Source organism: Terriglobia bacterium (assembly GCA_020072815.1).
Lineage (GTDB): Bacteria > Acidobacteriota > Terriglobia > Terriglobales > Acidobacteriaceae > Angelobacter.
This window is the reverse complement of sequence record JAIQGE010000007.1, coordinates 202256-217740: the sequence shown is the minus strand read 5'-3', so window position 1 is coordinate 217740 and position 15485 is coordinate 202256. Positions and strand designations below refer to the sequence as shown.

General features: G+C 58.2%; 10 protein-coding genes. 3 read left to right on the top strand and 7 right to left on the bottom strand.

The genetic code is table 11. The features are described 5' to 3' along the window. The first annotated feature begins 701 nt into the window (after positions 1–701). The 3 genes from LAO20_11250 to LAO20_11240 all read left to right on the top strand — a co-directional run bounded on the left by LAO20_11250 (position 702) and on the right by LAO20_11240 (position 2656). Positions 702–1307, top strand: a complete 606-nt coding sequence (locus LAO20_11250; protein ID MBZ5531997.1) for a hypothetical protein — start codon at positions 702–704, stop codon at positions 1305–1307. A gap of 71 nt (positions 1308–1378) precedes the next feature. Then, entirely contained in the window at positions 1379–1963 is a 585-nt protein-coding gene (locus tag LAO20_11245; protein MBZ5531996.1) for a hypothetical protein, read from the top strand. Between the two features lie 282 nt (positions 1964–2245). Then, positions 2246–2656, top strand: coding sequence for a hypothetical protein (locus LAO20_11240; GenBank protein MBZ5531995.1), 411 nt, complete (start codon positions 2246–2248; stop codon positions 2654–2656). 745 nt (positions 2657–3401) lie between these two features. Here LAO20_11240 and LAO20_11235 read toward each other — a convergent pair. The 7 genes from LAO20_11235 to LAO20_11205 form a co-directional block, all read right to left on the bottom strand. Beyond that, positions 3402–4166, bottom strand: coding sequence for a PilZ domain-containing protein (locus LAO20_11235; protein MBZ5531994.1), 765 nt, complete (start codon positions 4164–4166; stop codon positions 3402–3404). 750 nt (positions 4167–4916) lie between these two features. Then, the gene (hpnI, locus tag LAO20_11230) at positions 4917–6062 is read right to left on the bottom strand and encodes a bacteriohopanetetrol glucosamine biosynthesis glycosyltransferase HpnI (GenBank protein ID MBZ5531993.1); all 1146 of its coding nucleotides are present in this window, start codon (positions 6060–6062) and stop codon (positions 4917–4919) included. Then, positions 6062–7828, bottom strand: a complete 1767-nt coding sequence (locus LAO20_11225) for a glycosyltransferase family 39 protein (protein MBZ5531992.1) — start codon at positions 7826–7828, stop codon at positions 6062–6064. The genes hpnI and LAO20_11225 overlap by 1 nt, the downstream gene beginning before the upstream one ends. 668 nt (positions 7829–8496) lie before the next feature. After that, positions 8497–9894, bottom strand: coding sequence for a S8 family serine peptidase (locus LAO20_11220; protein MBZ5531991.1), 1398 nt, complete (start codon positions 9892–9894; stop codon positions 8497–8499). Between the two features lie 436 nt (positions 9895–10330). Further along, positions 10331–11773 carry a S8 family serine peptidase gene (locus LAO20_11215; GenBank protein MBZ5531990.1) on the bottom strand — a complete coding sequence of 481 codons (1443 nt, stop codon included), beginning with the start codon at positions 11771–11773 and terminating at the stop codon, positions 10331–10333. A gap of 44 nt (positions 11774–11817) precedes the next feature. Then, positions 11818–12453 (bottom strand): hypothetical protein, encoded by a 636-nt coding sequence (locus tag LAO20_11210; protein MBZ5531989.1) that lies wholly within the window; start codon positions 12451–12453, stop codon positions 11818–11820. Between the two features lie 161 nt (positions 12454–12614). Further along, positions 12615–15485: a CHAT domain-containing protein gene (locus LAO20_11205; protein ID MBZ5531988.1), complete on the bottom strand. Its 2871-nt coding sequence runs from the start codon at positions 15483–15485 to the stop codon at positions 12615–12617.

Below are 15485 nucleotides of genomic sequence, written 5' to 3'. Positions count from 1 at the left end.
AAACCGGAAAAACCGTCTTAGAGATACCCGAATCATGCTACCCGGAGGTAGCCAAGTCAAGAACAGGCCTTCGTGCCTTCGCAGGTCTCATGGGACAGACCAGCTCTCCGTAAGATTCCCAGGGAAAAACTCTTGATTTTATCAAACAGAATCACCTGTCGGCTGGTGTTTTCAGAAACCGTGGTCCTGCCACATCGTCCACTTCCAACATGAGAAAGGGCTTATCCTCTCCTCAAACTCGTGGTCATTCCCCACATCACACAAAAGGAGCAAAACATGAAACAAGTCGTTCGTATTCTCGCAGTTACGCTGTTACTGGTGGCCTGGGGCTCGATTCCTGCTTTGGCAGGCAGCCCGGTTCCGGCACCTATTAAGCCACCCTCGGATCCGATCTTGGTGGGCAGCCCCCTTCCAATGCCAATCCCGCCGGCCCCAGCTCCGGTTTTAACGGGCAGCCCGATTCCGGTGCCTCTACCGCCCCCAGCCCTTGGCCCTGCAAAGTAAGTTGTTGCTTGTGAGTGGCTGGTTTAAGCTGGCCACTCACAAGTATGGGGCGATTTGACTTATTCGTGAGTCTTACGGGAGATATCTTGCTCGTTGGCCTTGCCGTTCTCCTTGTACGGCGCAGGCTTTGCAGGAAATACCCCTTCTTCTGGGCCTATATTGCGTTTTCGGTCCTGGCCACGACGGCCGGCATATCTGTGAGCGGCAGTTTTCAGCTGCTGTTCAGAGTCTATTGGATCACCGAGGCTCTCCACTCTGTCTTGGCCCTCCTGGCCCTGCACGAAGCTTTCCACGACGTTTTCATCCAGGACTTTCGCGATTGGTGGTGGTTCAGGATGGTCTTCCCGGCGACAGTGCTTATGCTGAGCGTTGTCTTTATCGGAAACGCCCTGCTGCATCCCCCGGTGCAGACGTCGCCACTGGGCGTGGTGATCTACTCCTTTGGGACGGTCGTAAACTGCGTGGTGGGCGGACTGTTCTTGATGTTTCTGGTTTCTGCCTGGCTGCTGCTGGGCGAAAGCTGGCTGACCTACCCCTACGGCGTTGTAACCGGGTTCGCGGTTTCCGCGCTGGGATCGGTGGTGGCCTTCTGGGCGCGTTCTATTTTTGGAACAAAGTTTGATCTATTGGCAAAGTACGGCCCAGCAGTGGCATACATAGTGGCCGTCGTTGTCTGGATCGCGAGTTGCTATCTTCCAGCCGAACCTAAGAACCGGTGGGCGAACTTTACGGACCCGGAGGGCGGCGTGGCGACGGTGCGGCAGTACATGAAAGCCCTGAAGTGGATTGCGGGGAAAAGATAACGGGGTAAGGATAAAAGATAACGGGGTAAAGCTAACGGGGTAAAGACAAGCGGAGGAAGGATAAAAGACAGATGATCGTTGCCCTACTCGTTCTCGCGCTGTTGCTGGCTGCGGCTGTCGTCATTTTCCGCAAAGCGATGCGGCTTTCCGAGCCTTCCGCCAACGACGTCCCCCTGTTCCTGCAAAAGATTGAGATGGACGCGCTATACGGGGCCTTTCATCCCGAAGCCGAACAGCGCTTCCGCGACGCCTTGCCCGCGGATGAGTTCAAGCACGTGCAGTGGAAGCGCATCCATCTGGCAATCCATTACTGCAATATCCTCACGGTGAATGCCTTGATCTTTCAGGGCTGGACCAGATACGAGCGCCGCGTGAACTGGGAAGCGCTGGATACCCAAGCCCAGGAGACGTTGTTTTCGCTCCGCGACGCCTGCCTGCAATGCCGCATGTCCGCGTTTGTGGTCCGCCTGCGGCTGCGCTGGTGGCTGGTGAAGATGGCGCTGCTTCCCTTTCTCGCGCCGCCCAGCTTTGATTCCCTGCTGCGCATGGGCAGCGGAAGCATGATCGCCTTCTACGAAAACGCCAAGACGCAGGCCGAAGCCTTCAGTCATGCCTACGGCGAAGAATATCATCAGAAGCTGGCGCAGGCGCTGTAGATCGCGCGTCATCGTCGCCATTGCCGGGATGTCCTGTATCTTGCGCTTCTCTTAGCGCGCTCCGCTACGCAGGACTTCATTCAGTCGCGCTGCCCTGCTCGTCTTTCTGGCGGCTATTCTTTCTCACTTAGTTCCATTGAGCCATGTTTGCCAGAACATCTGGTGCACCGCTCTTCCTTTAACGAGCAAACCTCCGCTACGGCATCTTGATCTAACCCAAAGCGCTGCTTCTGACGACTCGCACGGCCGCAGGAAGGCCGGGCGGTCACAGGAGAATGCAAAATGAAAAAGACTTATCTGATCACCGCCGTCCTGCTGTTGTCCGTGGTGTGGGTAGCAGCGCAGCAAACTCCGTCCGCTCCGCAGCCCGCGGGACGGAACGCAACGCAAACTTCGTCGGCGAACCCGCAGACCTCCAGCCCGGAACAGTCGGCGCCGTCCAAGGATGATGCCACCATCCAGGGTTGCCTGGCCGGATCCAACGACAGTTTCACGCTGACCGATAAGGCGGGCAAAACCTACCAGCTCGAAGGCGACAGCGCCAAGCTGGGCCCGCACGTGGGACATGAGATACAGGTCATCGGCTCGCAGTCTTCGAATCAAAACTCCGGGGGCGGAGCAGGCTCTTCCGACGCACCGGTTGTGATCACCGTGAAGAAGATCAACATGCTGGCCAGCAGTTGTTCCAAGTAAGCCAACCAACACGACAGCTTCAGAGTGCAAAAACCCCAGCGTTAGAGCGGCGCTGGGGTTTTGAATTCTCAAATGAGATCTACAGCTTTCTATCCTATTCAGGCACCACGGTAATTGTCTTGAGCCAACACCGCTCCGGCCTGCCCGACTCTCCCACCAACCAGACGAAATGTAGCTCCTCAGTCACACTCATGTGCTCCCGTTTGATTGGGAGGTGATACACCACAGCATTTCCTTCCCGAGGCCTGGAAGCCGGTGCTGGAGTAATTACCATTGGTACTACTTGAACCGTGATATGGAGCCGGCTCTGTCCGGTGGTCCCGCCATTGCCAGCGTTCTGCGCAAGAGCGCACGTTGCGGCACAAAGAAGCACGAGTGTCGCTGCGATGTTCGATGCAACTCTCGTCATGAATGATCCGTGTCATTGCCAGCGGGATGATCCTCGTTCCCTGTCCAACCCGCTGGCAGGCTGCGTGCAGTGAATATCGCCCTATCCGATTTGAACTGGGGCAGGAACGCAGCGGAGAGAGGGACACCATACGGGTAAAATCGGAATTCCCTTTCCAGATACTGAAGAGCTGGAAATGACAAGCAGGCGTCAATGTAGTGGCGAACGCAAAGCGCAGTTTCCTGCTTGATGCCGCGGTCCACCGTGCCCACGATTCTCCAGGCGCTCTTGTCGCATTCACTACAATGTGGCAAAGTGGGTTCAAGCGCCGGACTAATTGAAAAAACTATCAATTCGTTACTGCCTAGTTGCATGGGCCACTCCAATCGACGCGTGCTCTCCTCTTTTTTCATCGCTCCAACGCGATGCGTGTTCACACAACAGTGAGTTCAGCCAGGCTTGGAAGTGCTGTTCTGGACCAATGTTGGTAAAACAAATCCCGGCACGGCCCGAAAGGTGAGACCAGATGACGTTGCCGGAAACTTGTATGATCTCGCCGCCGGGCACCGGGAAACGGATTTCAAGCGCCGCACCCTGCGGCAGCATTTCTCCCGTCTGCAGACAAAGGCCGGTCCCGCTTATGTTGACGATCGTTGCAGCCTGCAGAGGCTGGGTTTCACCTTGATCGGTCCATTTGCAGGACAGAGTGGCGATAGAAACGTGGTGCCGAAAATTCAATCGCCTTTCCCATGTAATGGGACCACAAGCAGCCCTGATGGTTCTCGCCAAGATATTGCTGGTAAAGGGCTTTTGCACCATGAACTGGATGCGCTTGCCCGTGACCTCATTCATCTTTCCAGATCCAATCAGGCCAATGACTATGCGGGGCGGTCTCATCGGCATGCGCGAGCCGGCCAGTTCCAGCACGCCGGAGCAATCCTGGTCATAGATGGCCAGGTCAAACGTCGCGTTGCCGCATAGCCGGGCAGCCATTTCCGCATTCGCCGCCAGGGTCACATTGAATCCGTTCGATTCAAGAAGCCTTCCGCAAAGGGACTGGATTGCTCGATCCTCGGAAGAAAGCAGTGCTGTAAGTGGTGCCGCAGAAACTCTCATTGACATCCCGCCCTCTCACTATCAGGTTCCGGAAAGGGAATGAGCTTCGCCAACTCCAGCGGATATTCGGGTCTCTTCATAGGATTTGTAGGAACTGGATTTGTAGGAACTTCCTTTATCGCCTGCTCCCAATGGCTCTTGCAGAGCGGAACTTTCCTGGCCTGTGCGCTGCTCGCGCTCAGGACAATGAGGATCGTGAAGTGCGCGGGGTGCTGGCATTGTTTGCAGGTTTCGCGAATCAGGAACAAGTGTTGCGGAACTGATGCCCCGATGAATTCGCCTTCGCTTAGTAACATGACTTGCTTTCCTCCGTGAACTCAGAGGAAAGTATCACGGCAAAATACTGAATAATGTGAGCTCTATCACACAATATCACGACTATAACTAAAGTAATAATGAAGTTCTAATGTTGATATTTAAAGTTACTAATATTTCGGGATTCCCTAAAAAAAGCTGTTTCTAATCTCGAGCGACTGAAAGTTGCAACGTGCCCTAAAGGACTTACGCCGCTTCGCGGCCTTCATTTTCGGAATTTGCCAATCTGTGAAAACTCTTATCAGTTCTTCTTGCACTTGGGCGCATCAATGCGAAGGCTCGCCACTAAGCAATTCGCCGAGCAGTTTTGTTGGCCGGAGCTGTTTTTGTCTCTCGCCCTTGAAGCAGGGGCAAGCCAACCCGTGGGGAAAACGGGCAGATTTGCTTTGAAAATTCTCTGGCCGTGCGAAGGCGCACTCCTGCAATTAACGACGCACTTGACTAGGTATTCACGTGCAGGCGGCCGTCGCGCAGGACGGTGCATTTGCGGTCGCGCCACACGATGGTGTCGCCCAGGAAGCCGCCCATCCACACCAGGAGTCCGAGAACGTCCTGAAGCGGCAGCAGCCACCACTGTCGGCGGAATAGAGGATCACGCAGGACCACGGCGGCGGTGGCCACAGCGGCTCCGGCGCGCAACACCAAGGTAAGCAGGACCAGGGGCCACGCCTTGGGCCAGGCGGCCCACAAGAGCAGCGCCAGCGGCAACGGATACGTGAAGATCTGTCCCCAATAGCCCATGGGACGCGAACGCCGCGTGCTGCGCGCCCAACGCAGGCGATGGGTGAGATTGGGCAGCATGTTCTGGCTGCCGATGCGGTGCTCAATGACGGAGGAGGAAAGAAGCACCTGGTGTCCCATTTGCGCGGCGCGCTGGCCGATGACGAAATCTTCCGCCAGATATTCCTGCAAGTAGCCGAAGCCGCCCATGGCTTCCAGCACGCTGCGGCGCACCGCCAGGGTGCAGCCCAGGGCGAAGCGCATTCCTTCCAGCATGCGGGCCACCAGCACGCCGCCCAGCAACTCTGTGTTCATGCCGATGGCTTCCAGGCGCGACCACACGCTCTTCCCCGCCACCGCAGCGTAGGGACAGGTGATCAACCCGATGCGTGAACCTTCGCTTTGGCCTTGGAACTCGCGGGCCAGATGCTGGAGCAGATCAGGTTTGACGCGCACGTCACTGTCACTCATCACCAGCAAGTCGTGTTTGGCTTCGCGCACCAGGCGGTCCAGGCTGTAGGCCTTGGCGTTAGGGATAGAAGACTCTCCAGTCACCACCAGCCGCGCGTTCACGCGTCCGGAAAATTCGTTCATGATGCGTTCAGTGAGCGTGGCCGCGGGGTCGTCCGCGCGATGAACGCCGAAGATGATTTCAAAATCCGGGTAGTCCTGGACAAAGAAGCTGCGGACGTTCTCTTCCAGGCCTTCGTCCTGCCCGCACAGCGGCTTGAGAATGCTGATGGCGGGCGCGGGGCCGGGCTGGGGCGCGGGCAGACCCACGGCTTTGTAGCGCTGCGCAGCGATCATGACCAGCACGCAATACACCAGCGAACCGGCCAGCAGGACGGACAAGATGGCTTCAATGATTACCATATCGCGTGCACGTTCTCCTTCTCCAAGGAGCTGCCCGCAGTCGCGCCGGACAAGTCATTAGTCAAAAGCAATTTGCCGCCGCTGCCGGCGACCTCACGCACTTTTTCGGTCCCCAGCAGCCGCTCCACCCGCGCCAGTTGCCCGGCGTCAGTGACCAGATAGCAGCGCGGACCCGCCGACCACAGTTTCACAAATTCACTATCGCCGATAAAAACCTGCGGCGCGCCGGGCGCGTAAGACCCGTATTCCAGATTGTTCTTGCGGCCGTTCAACAGCAATGCCGGGCGATCCGCGTAAAACATCACCGATGAGTACGGATAGTACGCGCCGTCCACGATCAACCGTCCCTCAGGCGCATGGAGCAGCGCTTCGGCCAGCGGGCGCGACCCCAGATACGGATCAAACACCGTCAGGGCCATGCGGCTGGCGTGGAACAGCACTACCATCATAGCCACTTGGGCGAAGATCGCGCGCCGTCCGGAAGACAGCCATGATCCTGCGGCGCCCACCAGAAACGCTCCTGCAGCCAAGCCGAGCGGCGCACGCAAGTAGGCAAAAGCGGGGATGGTGAGGTCCCCTAAGTGGCCGAGCGAAAGTGTATAAGCACTGGGGTCCTGCCGCAAGGCCCGTGATATATCACCGATGGCCGAAACATTCCGCACCGCATACAGCAAACCCCCTACGGCCACGACCGCGGCCGCCGCCAGCGCCCCCAGGACCCTTCGACCGTGCTTGAGCCAGATGCCTTCCTGGTCCTGGACTCCGTTGGCGTCGCGGGCGATGGCGCAGCCCAGCAGCAGAGCGAGCGCGGGATAGATGGGCACGGAATAATATTCCTGCGTGGTGGAAAAGGTGAAAAAGACCAACAAAAACGCTATCGCACACAAGGCCAGCAGACGGGTGCGGCTGTCGCGGGCTGCGGACCGGTAGTCCAGCTTCAGCGCCGCCGGCAGATAAACGGTCCAGGGGAACAGCCACACCAGGTTCAGCAGCCAGAAAGCGACGCGAGGCACGGTGTTGTAGTCCCGCGGATAGCGCTGGCCCAGGAAGCGCAAGACGTGCTCATTCATGAAATAGAACCAGAAGAAGCCGTGATACTCGCCGGGCGCGCTGTGCATGGTGGAAGCAAAGTACGGAGGCATACGCAGTGTGGCCAGAACATGCCAGGGCGCGGCGATGGCCAGGAAAATCAGCGCTCCACTCAGCAAGTGCAGCCGCCGCCAGCTTTGCCGCGAGAAAATCTGACGCGTCAATCCCAGGTAAAGCAGCGCAGCGCCGGCGGGAATGACCACAGCGATCAGCCCCTTGAGCAGCACACCCACGCCCAGGCTGGCAGCCATCACAGCGGCCCAGCGGCGGGGGTGAGACTCGTCGCCATCTTCATTCAGTGCGCGCTGAAAGGCCCAAAGGCCCAGACAAATGCACAGGGCCAGCATGGCGTCAGGAATCAAAATGCGAGTGAAGAGAAACAGGCCAACGCAGGTGGCCAGGACCAACCCGGCGTAGAATCCCGCGCGCTCGCCAAAGGCCCAGCGGCCGTAGCGAGCAGTAACCCAGCACAGCAACACTGCGGCCAGCGCAAAGGGGAGACGCGCCGCCCAATCATGAGCTCCGAACGCAAGATACGAGACGGCGATCAGCCAGTACGGCAGCGAGGCTTTTTCCATGTAGGCGATGCCGTCGAGACGGGGGACCACCCAGTCGCCGGAGTGGACCATGTTGCGCGCCAGCTGCGCATGGGCCGCGTCCACGTCGTCCATCAAGCCAGGCGGTGAGACCATGCAGCCGACGAACACGATAGCGGCTATGGCTACCAGCGCCAATTGGTAGCGCCAAGCCAGGGCAGGATTCGCTTCCGCCCCAGGGCGACCAGCGAGCTGCGGGGGCTCCAGGATTTCAGTAACAGCGCTAATGCGTGACCCCTTCTTGTTGCAGATGCGTTTCAGTTGTGTGCCCGGCACGTTTAAGGAGCGGGCAGAAGCTTTAGAACTCTTCCATCGCTACGGGTGGCGCCGCGCGTGTGACAGGCCGCCTTTGATCCAAAAAGCTTCGGGAAACAAGTCCGGGCGCAAACTCACCGGGCGGCAGCCTTTGGCAACATGAATCTTCTTATGTTTTGGGCGATTGAGTTGTAAAAAATTGTAAATGATGCGATGGCGCAATACCTATTGGCTTTCGCAGCGGGGCCGGGAGCCATTCGCCACTGCGCGAAAGCGCTCTCACTCTTGTCCGTTAGCACGATGCTGCTGTATGTCCGTAAGTAAGCCGCGGCTGGAAAAGCTGACAGCTTCTTCCGCCGCTAAGCGCAAGTGGGCGCCACATTCTGAGATTCGCGTAATCCCCCGGACAACGCTGCTCCAACGCCGGGAAAGTGCGTGAAAAAGCCCCGCCATGCGGCGGGGCTGATTTTGTCGAATCCGCGAGCGGCTCACGGCGCGGTAGACCCGCCCGACGTGCTGCCACTTGTGCTGGAAGTTGTGGTTGAGCTCGCGGGACACGGTCCCAGGTTCAAGCCGATCAACGCCTGGCAGAGATCAATTCGTCCGTGGCCCATCTGCTGCACTGCCTGGGCATGAGATACCGCGTTGGCGACGTCACCAGGATGCATTGTCGGCTTCGCCTGCAGCAGCATCGCCGCTTCGCCGGCCACCAGAGGGGCGCTGAACGAAGTCCCCCATCCCGCAGCGTAATTGCCGCCAGGATACGAGGTGATTACGCCTTCTCCCGGAGCCGCTACGTAAATAGCGTTGGTGGCGAAGTTGGTAAAGACGCTCTTGGCGTCCTGGTTGCTGGTGGAACCTACGCCGATCACATTGCCGTAAGCGGCGGGATATACCAGAATCTGCTGGCCATCGTTGCCGGAGGCAGCCACAATCGCCACATTCTTGCTCAAGGCGTACTGGATGGCGTTCTGCAGCGCAGGCGAGCTCTGGGTGATCTCAAAGCTCATGCTGATGACGTTGGCCCCGTGGTCGGCAGCGTAGTAGATGGCGCGGATAATGTTAAACAGGTCAGAGTTGCCGTCTGCGCTGAACGCCTTCAGCGGCATGATCTTTGCGCCAGGCGCGACCAGGTGGACCAAACCCGCCGTCATGGTGCCGTGGCCGAAGGCCTTGGGAACGATGCCTTCCAGGATGCCGGCGGTGGACTGGGTCAGGATGGCCACCGTGGACGCATTTAACTGGACCAGGTTCTGGCCTTCCAGGATGCCCGCGGTGGACTGGGTCAAGGACGCGGCCACCGTTGGGTCCAGATCAAGCAGCTCAGACGCTGAGCCGCTCAGGTTACGCGTGAAATCAAATCCAGGGACGAGCACCGGACTCAGCAAAGGATGGCTGGGGTCCACGCCGGTATCAATAATCGCAACCACAATTCCTGTGCCGCTAAGCTTGGAGCCCTGCGCGTCTGACAGGCGGACGATCGCGGCCGCTGTCTGTTGCACATAGTTACTCGGTACGCTGGCGCCGAAGTAGCTGACCACTGTCCGTCCCGGCAGGGTCTCAAGGATTCCGGCGGTGGATTGGGTCAGGCTTGCGATGGTAGCGCCGGAGAGCTCAGGTACGCCCAGGGCCCGGTTGGGCTCGAAACTGGTGACGGAGGAATCGGTAGCTATCGTGGGATCAACGGAAAAGGTGGAAACCAGGTAAACCCCGGCGGAGGAGCTGCTGGAGACCTGGGAAACTTGTGTCAAGCCATGTTTGCCGCACACATCGCTCACTTTGGATGGCGAGGTCACCAGGACAAACTTGTCCTGGGCCAGCAGGGAGGCACTCCCCAGCAAGCAAACAGCCTGCAAAATAGTTAGCAATAATCTGTGTTTCAACATTTTCCGTCAATCTTCTTTTCCGGCGGTCGTTCCGTCGCGACGCCGAAAGGTAAAACCCTGCCTTCTCAGAAGGCTGGCCTTGATGCGAGGACAGTATAGCCACAGTGTCCAGCCCTTGTTTCGGCTTTAATGTTGGGCAAACTCAGGGACGCTTTGGAGACGAAACTGCAACTAGAAATCAGCGGTTAAAGTATTTTACGAATAACCACTGATTGCTTATGTTTTTAAAGGTCTTATGCATGGTTTGTTGACATATCGTCAGCAGACGCTGGGCTTGCCGGAAGACTTTGGGGAAGGTGGACTGATCCAAGATTGGCCTTTTTTCGCCGGTTCAAGTGTCCTAAGGTTACCAGTGGATTAAAGACGCTAATAAATTTGTGCAGGTGAGCAAAAGTGGTCACAAAAGCGCGGAGAAGGTCAACGTGAAGGGGCGGAATTACGGCTTGGAGGAGCCACCGCTGGTACTGCCGCTGGTGTTGCTTCCGGATGTCCCAGAGATTGATGACGAGCCGCCTATGACGCTGTTGAGGGCCTGATAGAGATCAATACGGCCGTAGCCCATATCGCTGATCTGCTTGGCCTTGGAAAGAGCGTTGAGCACGTCACCCGGCTTGCTGGCCGGACGCGCCTGGAGGACCAGCGAAGCCGCTCCAGCCACCATGGGAGCGCTAAAAGAAGTCCCCCATCCCGCAGCGTAGTTGCCGCCGGGATAGGTGGTAATCACGCCTTCACCGGGCGCAGCCAGGAGCACAACTCCGGAGCCATAATTGGAAAACGCGCTGCGGCCATCAGCGTTGGTGGTAGAGCCTACGCCGTGTACTCCGCCAATGCTTGCCGGATAAACCAGGGTCTTCAGGCCGTCATTGCCGGATGAGGCAACCACTACGATGTTCTTGCCCAGCGCGTACTGAATTGCAGCCTGCAGGCTGGGCGAATTGGCCGGCATGCTGAAGCTCATGCTGATGACGTTGGCGCCGTTGTCAGCCGCAAAATAGATAGCGCGGATGATGTCGCTGGCGGTGGCCATGCCGTCAATCGTGAAGGCTTTGAGCGGCATGATCTTCGCCGTAGGCGCAATCAGGTGCGCAACACCCGCGGTCATGGTGCCATGCCCGAAATCCTGCGGAACCAAACCTTCCAGAATCCCGGCCGTGGACTGGTCCAGAATGGCGGCCGTGTACGAATTCAAGGGAACTACGTTCTGTGCTTCCAGAATGCCGGCGGTGGACTGCTCCAGAATGCCGGCGGTGGACTGTTCCAGGATCCCGGCCGTGGACTGGTTGATCAGGGCGGCGTCACTGAACTCAGAAGGAATGCCGCTGGTGTTGTGGACGAAATCGAACCCCGGCACCAGGACGCCGGCCAGAGCGGGATGCTGCGGGTCTACGCCGGTATCAATGATGGCGATGATCCCAGCGCCGGTGACTGGATACGCCGCGCGCGCGTCCGGGAGCCGAATAATCGTGGTGGCGGTCTGTGTAATGTAGTTGCTGGGTACCGTGCTGCCGAAAAACGTGACCAGGGTGCGACCGGGCAGAGTTTCAAGAATCCCAGCGGTAGACTGGGTCAGGACTGGACCGGTCAGGCCGTTCAGGGTCTCGGGCAGGGAGATGGGCGCGTTGGCCTCAAAGCTGGTGACCCGAACATCTGTTTCCACTTCGGTTTCAACGCCCGTCACATCCGAGGAGGCGGAAGTCACAACATAGACACAGTTCGTCCCATCATGGATTTCCCGGACCACGGTCAGGCCGTGGCTGGCTGCGAAACTCTGGACGTCAACGGTGGCGGGGATGGTGAGGACGTAGCTGGTCTGTGCCGTCGCGGGTAACGCGAGCGCCAGCAACGCGCCGAAAATGACGAAAAGACGCAGTGTCCTCATGTCTAGAACTTCCACTTACAGATTGTCTTTTGGCTCCAAAAAACTTAAGCCTGCGGCGCCTGCCCCAGCAAGACTTCTAATTCTTGCCCGTGAGATTCCAGCGGCACCAGCAGACGGAGATCAGTATCGGGGACGTACTCCATCTGAAATTCACCGAATGAGTTGCTCATGGAGCGGGCCAATTCGCGCTGGCCTGCCAACAGGATCACCGGCAGGTGGGCCATGGGATCCTCGGGGGCGTTCTGGTTGGAGATCTGTCCTACCAGAACCATGCTGGCCGAGCCTTTTTCATGCTCAAAGCGCAGATCAACCGAGTACTCGCCGGCATGGAACAGCACTTGGCGGCTGATCTGGTGCGTTCCGCGGACTCCTACCGGCTGGGGATCATTCAAACTGTCATACACCAGAGAGGCGAACATGCGCTGCAGCGGGGAGCGACGCGGCTCCCTTCCTATGCTGATCAGAGCTTTCACCTGCCGCTCTGTGCTCTCCGGGATCTGGTATGCGCCTTCACGGGCGCAGACTTTTGCAAATTTCAGAAATAGCTGCTCAATCTTTCCGCATTTGGAACATCCAGCGGCAAGATGGGCCAACATCTGCCCTTGTTGCTCGGGCGGAGCCAGGTTCCTGGCGTAATCAGCCCACTCAGTGATATCGAAATGGCGCGCGGCTTGAGGCATATCTTCTTTTTCGTCTCTATTAAATCCAAAGGGAACACAGCTTCCGGGTCTGTGTTCCCCTTTTTAGCAGTCGACGGATGAGCCTGCTTCTGTAATACAAGAGTCAGAAGCAGGGCTAAAAATATAGATATCTCAGACTTTACAAAGCTTTACTTATTTCCTTAAGAAAACTTACCAACCAAGCAAAACGCCGCCCAATAGTAAGGGTGAGGCCGCTTTTGCCTTAGATTAGCAACCGCACGCTGCAAGGCTTGTGCCTTGTTGGGCAGTTCGCGATACGCGGCATAGAAATCCCTCATGAATTCAGCCGTGCTTTGATCGTGAACTTCCCACAAACTCACCATCAGGGTCTGGGCGCCGGCGTACAACAGCCCGCGCACCAAGCCGATCAGTTCATCACCGCCAATGACCACGTTCATCCCGGTCCCGCAGCCGCTCAGGGTGACCAGTTCCGCATTGAACTGCAACTGGTAAAGGTCAAACAAGCTCAGCAGCGAGTTGCCCAGCCGGATGGAGGAGAACATGGGATTGTCCTGGCGAAAATAGCCGTGCGTAGCGATATGAATGTAGCGGCTCTGCGAACCGTAGGTGCGCAAACGCTCCTCGGTGGCTTCTTCGCCCAGGAACAGCCGCGCGTTGTCCATGCTGGCGGCAACGAACCGGCCTTCCTCTTCTATATAGGGAGCGCGCGCGTCGGGAACGGCCAGCACCAGGGTCTCTCCCGGTCCTTCCGGCAAAGCCTTTTCCTGGCAAATAGCAAAGATGCTGCCGCTGGGAGCATACGAAATGGAAAAATCATCAATCAGACAGCGGCGACCGTCCGACAATGCATGGAACGGCAAGTAGTGCAGAAAGCTGTGGGGAACTATCACCAGATTCGCCGCCTGGAGCTGGCTGCGGATGGGCCGGATGAGCAGATCGTACAGTTCCTCCAGATGGGCTTGCGTGGCCTGTAAGAGCGACTTTTCGCGGGGTTTGATGTAGTCATCGCCCAGGCGGAATTTCGCCAGTTGCAACTGCAACAGGCGGAGCTTGGTGCGCACGGCGCCGGCATCGGCCACCGGCAGAATCTTCAGGCGGTCGCGCGAAGCCAGGCATACGTAAAACTGGTTGCGCGCCAGGTAGAACTCCAACATCTGGGTATTGGGGGGCAGGACGCGCTGCAGCTCGGCGGCGGAAATAGTCTTGGCATTCTGCAGATTGGCGAACTCAACGTCAGTGCTTTGCAGGTGAGAAAAGGCCTTGACCAGGGCGTCTTCGTATTCGCGGCCCTGAAGACGCAGCTGCGCGATGCGCGCTTGGTGCGTGTCCCCTTCCGGACTGAGTTCCTGCAACTCGATTTGGTGATAGGTCCAATTCAGTTTTTGGCGAAGGTCGCGGTACTGGGCCATGGCCGGCGACTGTTCCAGCGTGCGGCCGGTGAGCGTGGAAGCGCGGAAAGCGATCAAGTCCGCCAGACTGCGCGATTTGGCCTGCTCTATGTATTCGAACGTGTCGTGCTCGGTGCAGGCCAGCGAGTGCACGGCCAGAGAAGTTACGACCAATCCTTCGTAAACCGTGAGTTTGTTCTTGAGAAACGCGATCTTCAGCTCTTCTTTGCCCAGGTGGCTGCGCAGGTCTTCCAGCTTGTGATAGGCCTTCTCATACGCCTGGCGGGCCAGCTCAGTGTTGCCGCTGGTTTCTTCCGCCTGGCCCAGCATGAAGTACGCCTGGTAAGTGGCCGGGGAATCAATATGCAGCAAGCGGGACAGCGCAGAGCTGCAATAACGGCGGGCTTCGTCGGCGTCTGAGCCGCGGACTTCAATGGCCGCCAGCAGCAATTCGCACAGCGCGGCTTTGGCCGGCAGCAAGGACGGACCGAAGTACTCCAGCGCCGAAAGCGCCAGGTCTTCAGCTTCGTCGTCTTGTCCGGCCTCGTAAAGCACCAGCGCCTTGTAGAGATCAATCAGCGCCGGCCAGAGCCGGTTCAGCTCTTCGATAAACAGCGCGCGCGCCTGATCAAAGACGCGCAGCGACTGGCGATAATGCCCCTGCTGGCTGACGGCGATGGCGGAAAACGTGGCCGCTTTGGCCGCCTCATAACGCATGCCCAGTTGGCGGAACGCCAGAAACGCCTGTTGTGCCAGCTCGGTGCCGCCTTCGGTCAGGTTCAGCTCCAGGTAGATTTCGGATTGGTCCAGATCGCAGAGCGCCTGATGATATTTGTCGCCCAGGGTGAGACAGAAGTTGCGCGTCTGGTCATACATCTCGATAGCGCGCAGGTATTCGCCCTTGAGATAGTGGAGATAAGCAATGTTGTAATCGGCTTCCGCCACCAGCAGCGAAAAGCCATGCTGTTCACAATGCCGCCGCGCCAGTTGGTAGGTTTCCTGGGCGAGCGCGAACTCGTTCAGGCTAATGTAGCAAACCGCAAGGTTCCTGAGGACGATGGCGATGTCCATGGGCTCGCCGCAGGTGAGGAAGTCGCGGTACGCGCTCTCATAAAGCTCCTGGGCTTCGCGGAAGCGGTCCTGGCGGTAATAGATGTTGGCAACGTTGCTGTCCAGTCGTGCCAGTCGCAATTGGTCGCCGTGCGCCGCGAACACCGCGCGGGCCTTGGCGCCCAGGGCCAGAGCCCGTTCATATTGACCATCGTAAATCAGGCTTTGCAGCGCTCCATTGATGGTCAGCGACGCGTCAAAATCAGACCCCAGCGCGTCAAACCCGGCAATGGAGGTCTCATACTCCTTGATGGCCTCGCGATAGTTGCCCTTGAGCGAGACCACGTGGCCCGTGGCGCGGGCGCACTTGGCGGAAATGTAAGGATCGTTGAGTTCCACGGCGATCCAGCGGCAGGCTTCCGCCAGGCGCTCTGACCGCTCCAGGTTGGCGCGAAGGTTGGCGATGACCCCGCGATACAGTTGGTCGAAAGTTTCGCGGCTGAGAAAGTCCGGGCGCTGCGCCAGCAGAGCGCGACGCTGCGCGGGATCAGAAAGCTCTGAGGCTTCGACGATCCATGGTTCCAGCTCCGCCGGACTGCCAATGCGGTCCAC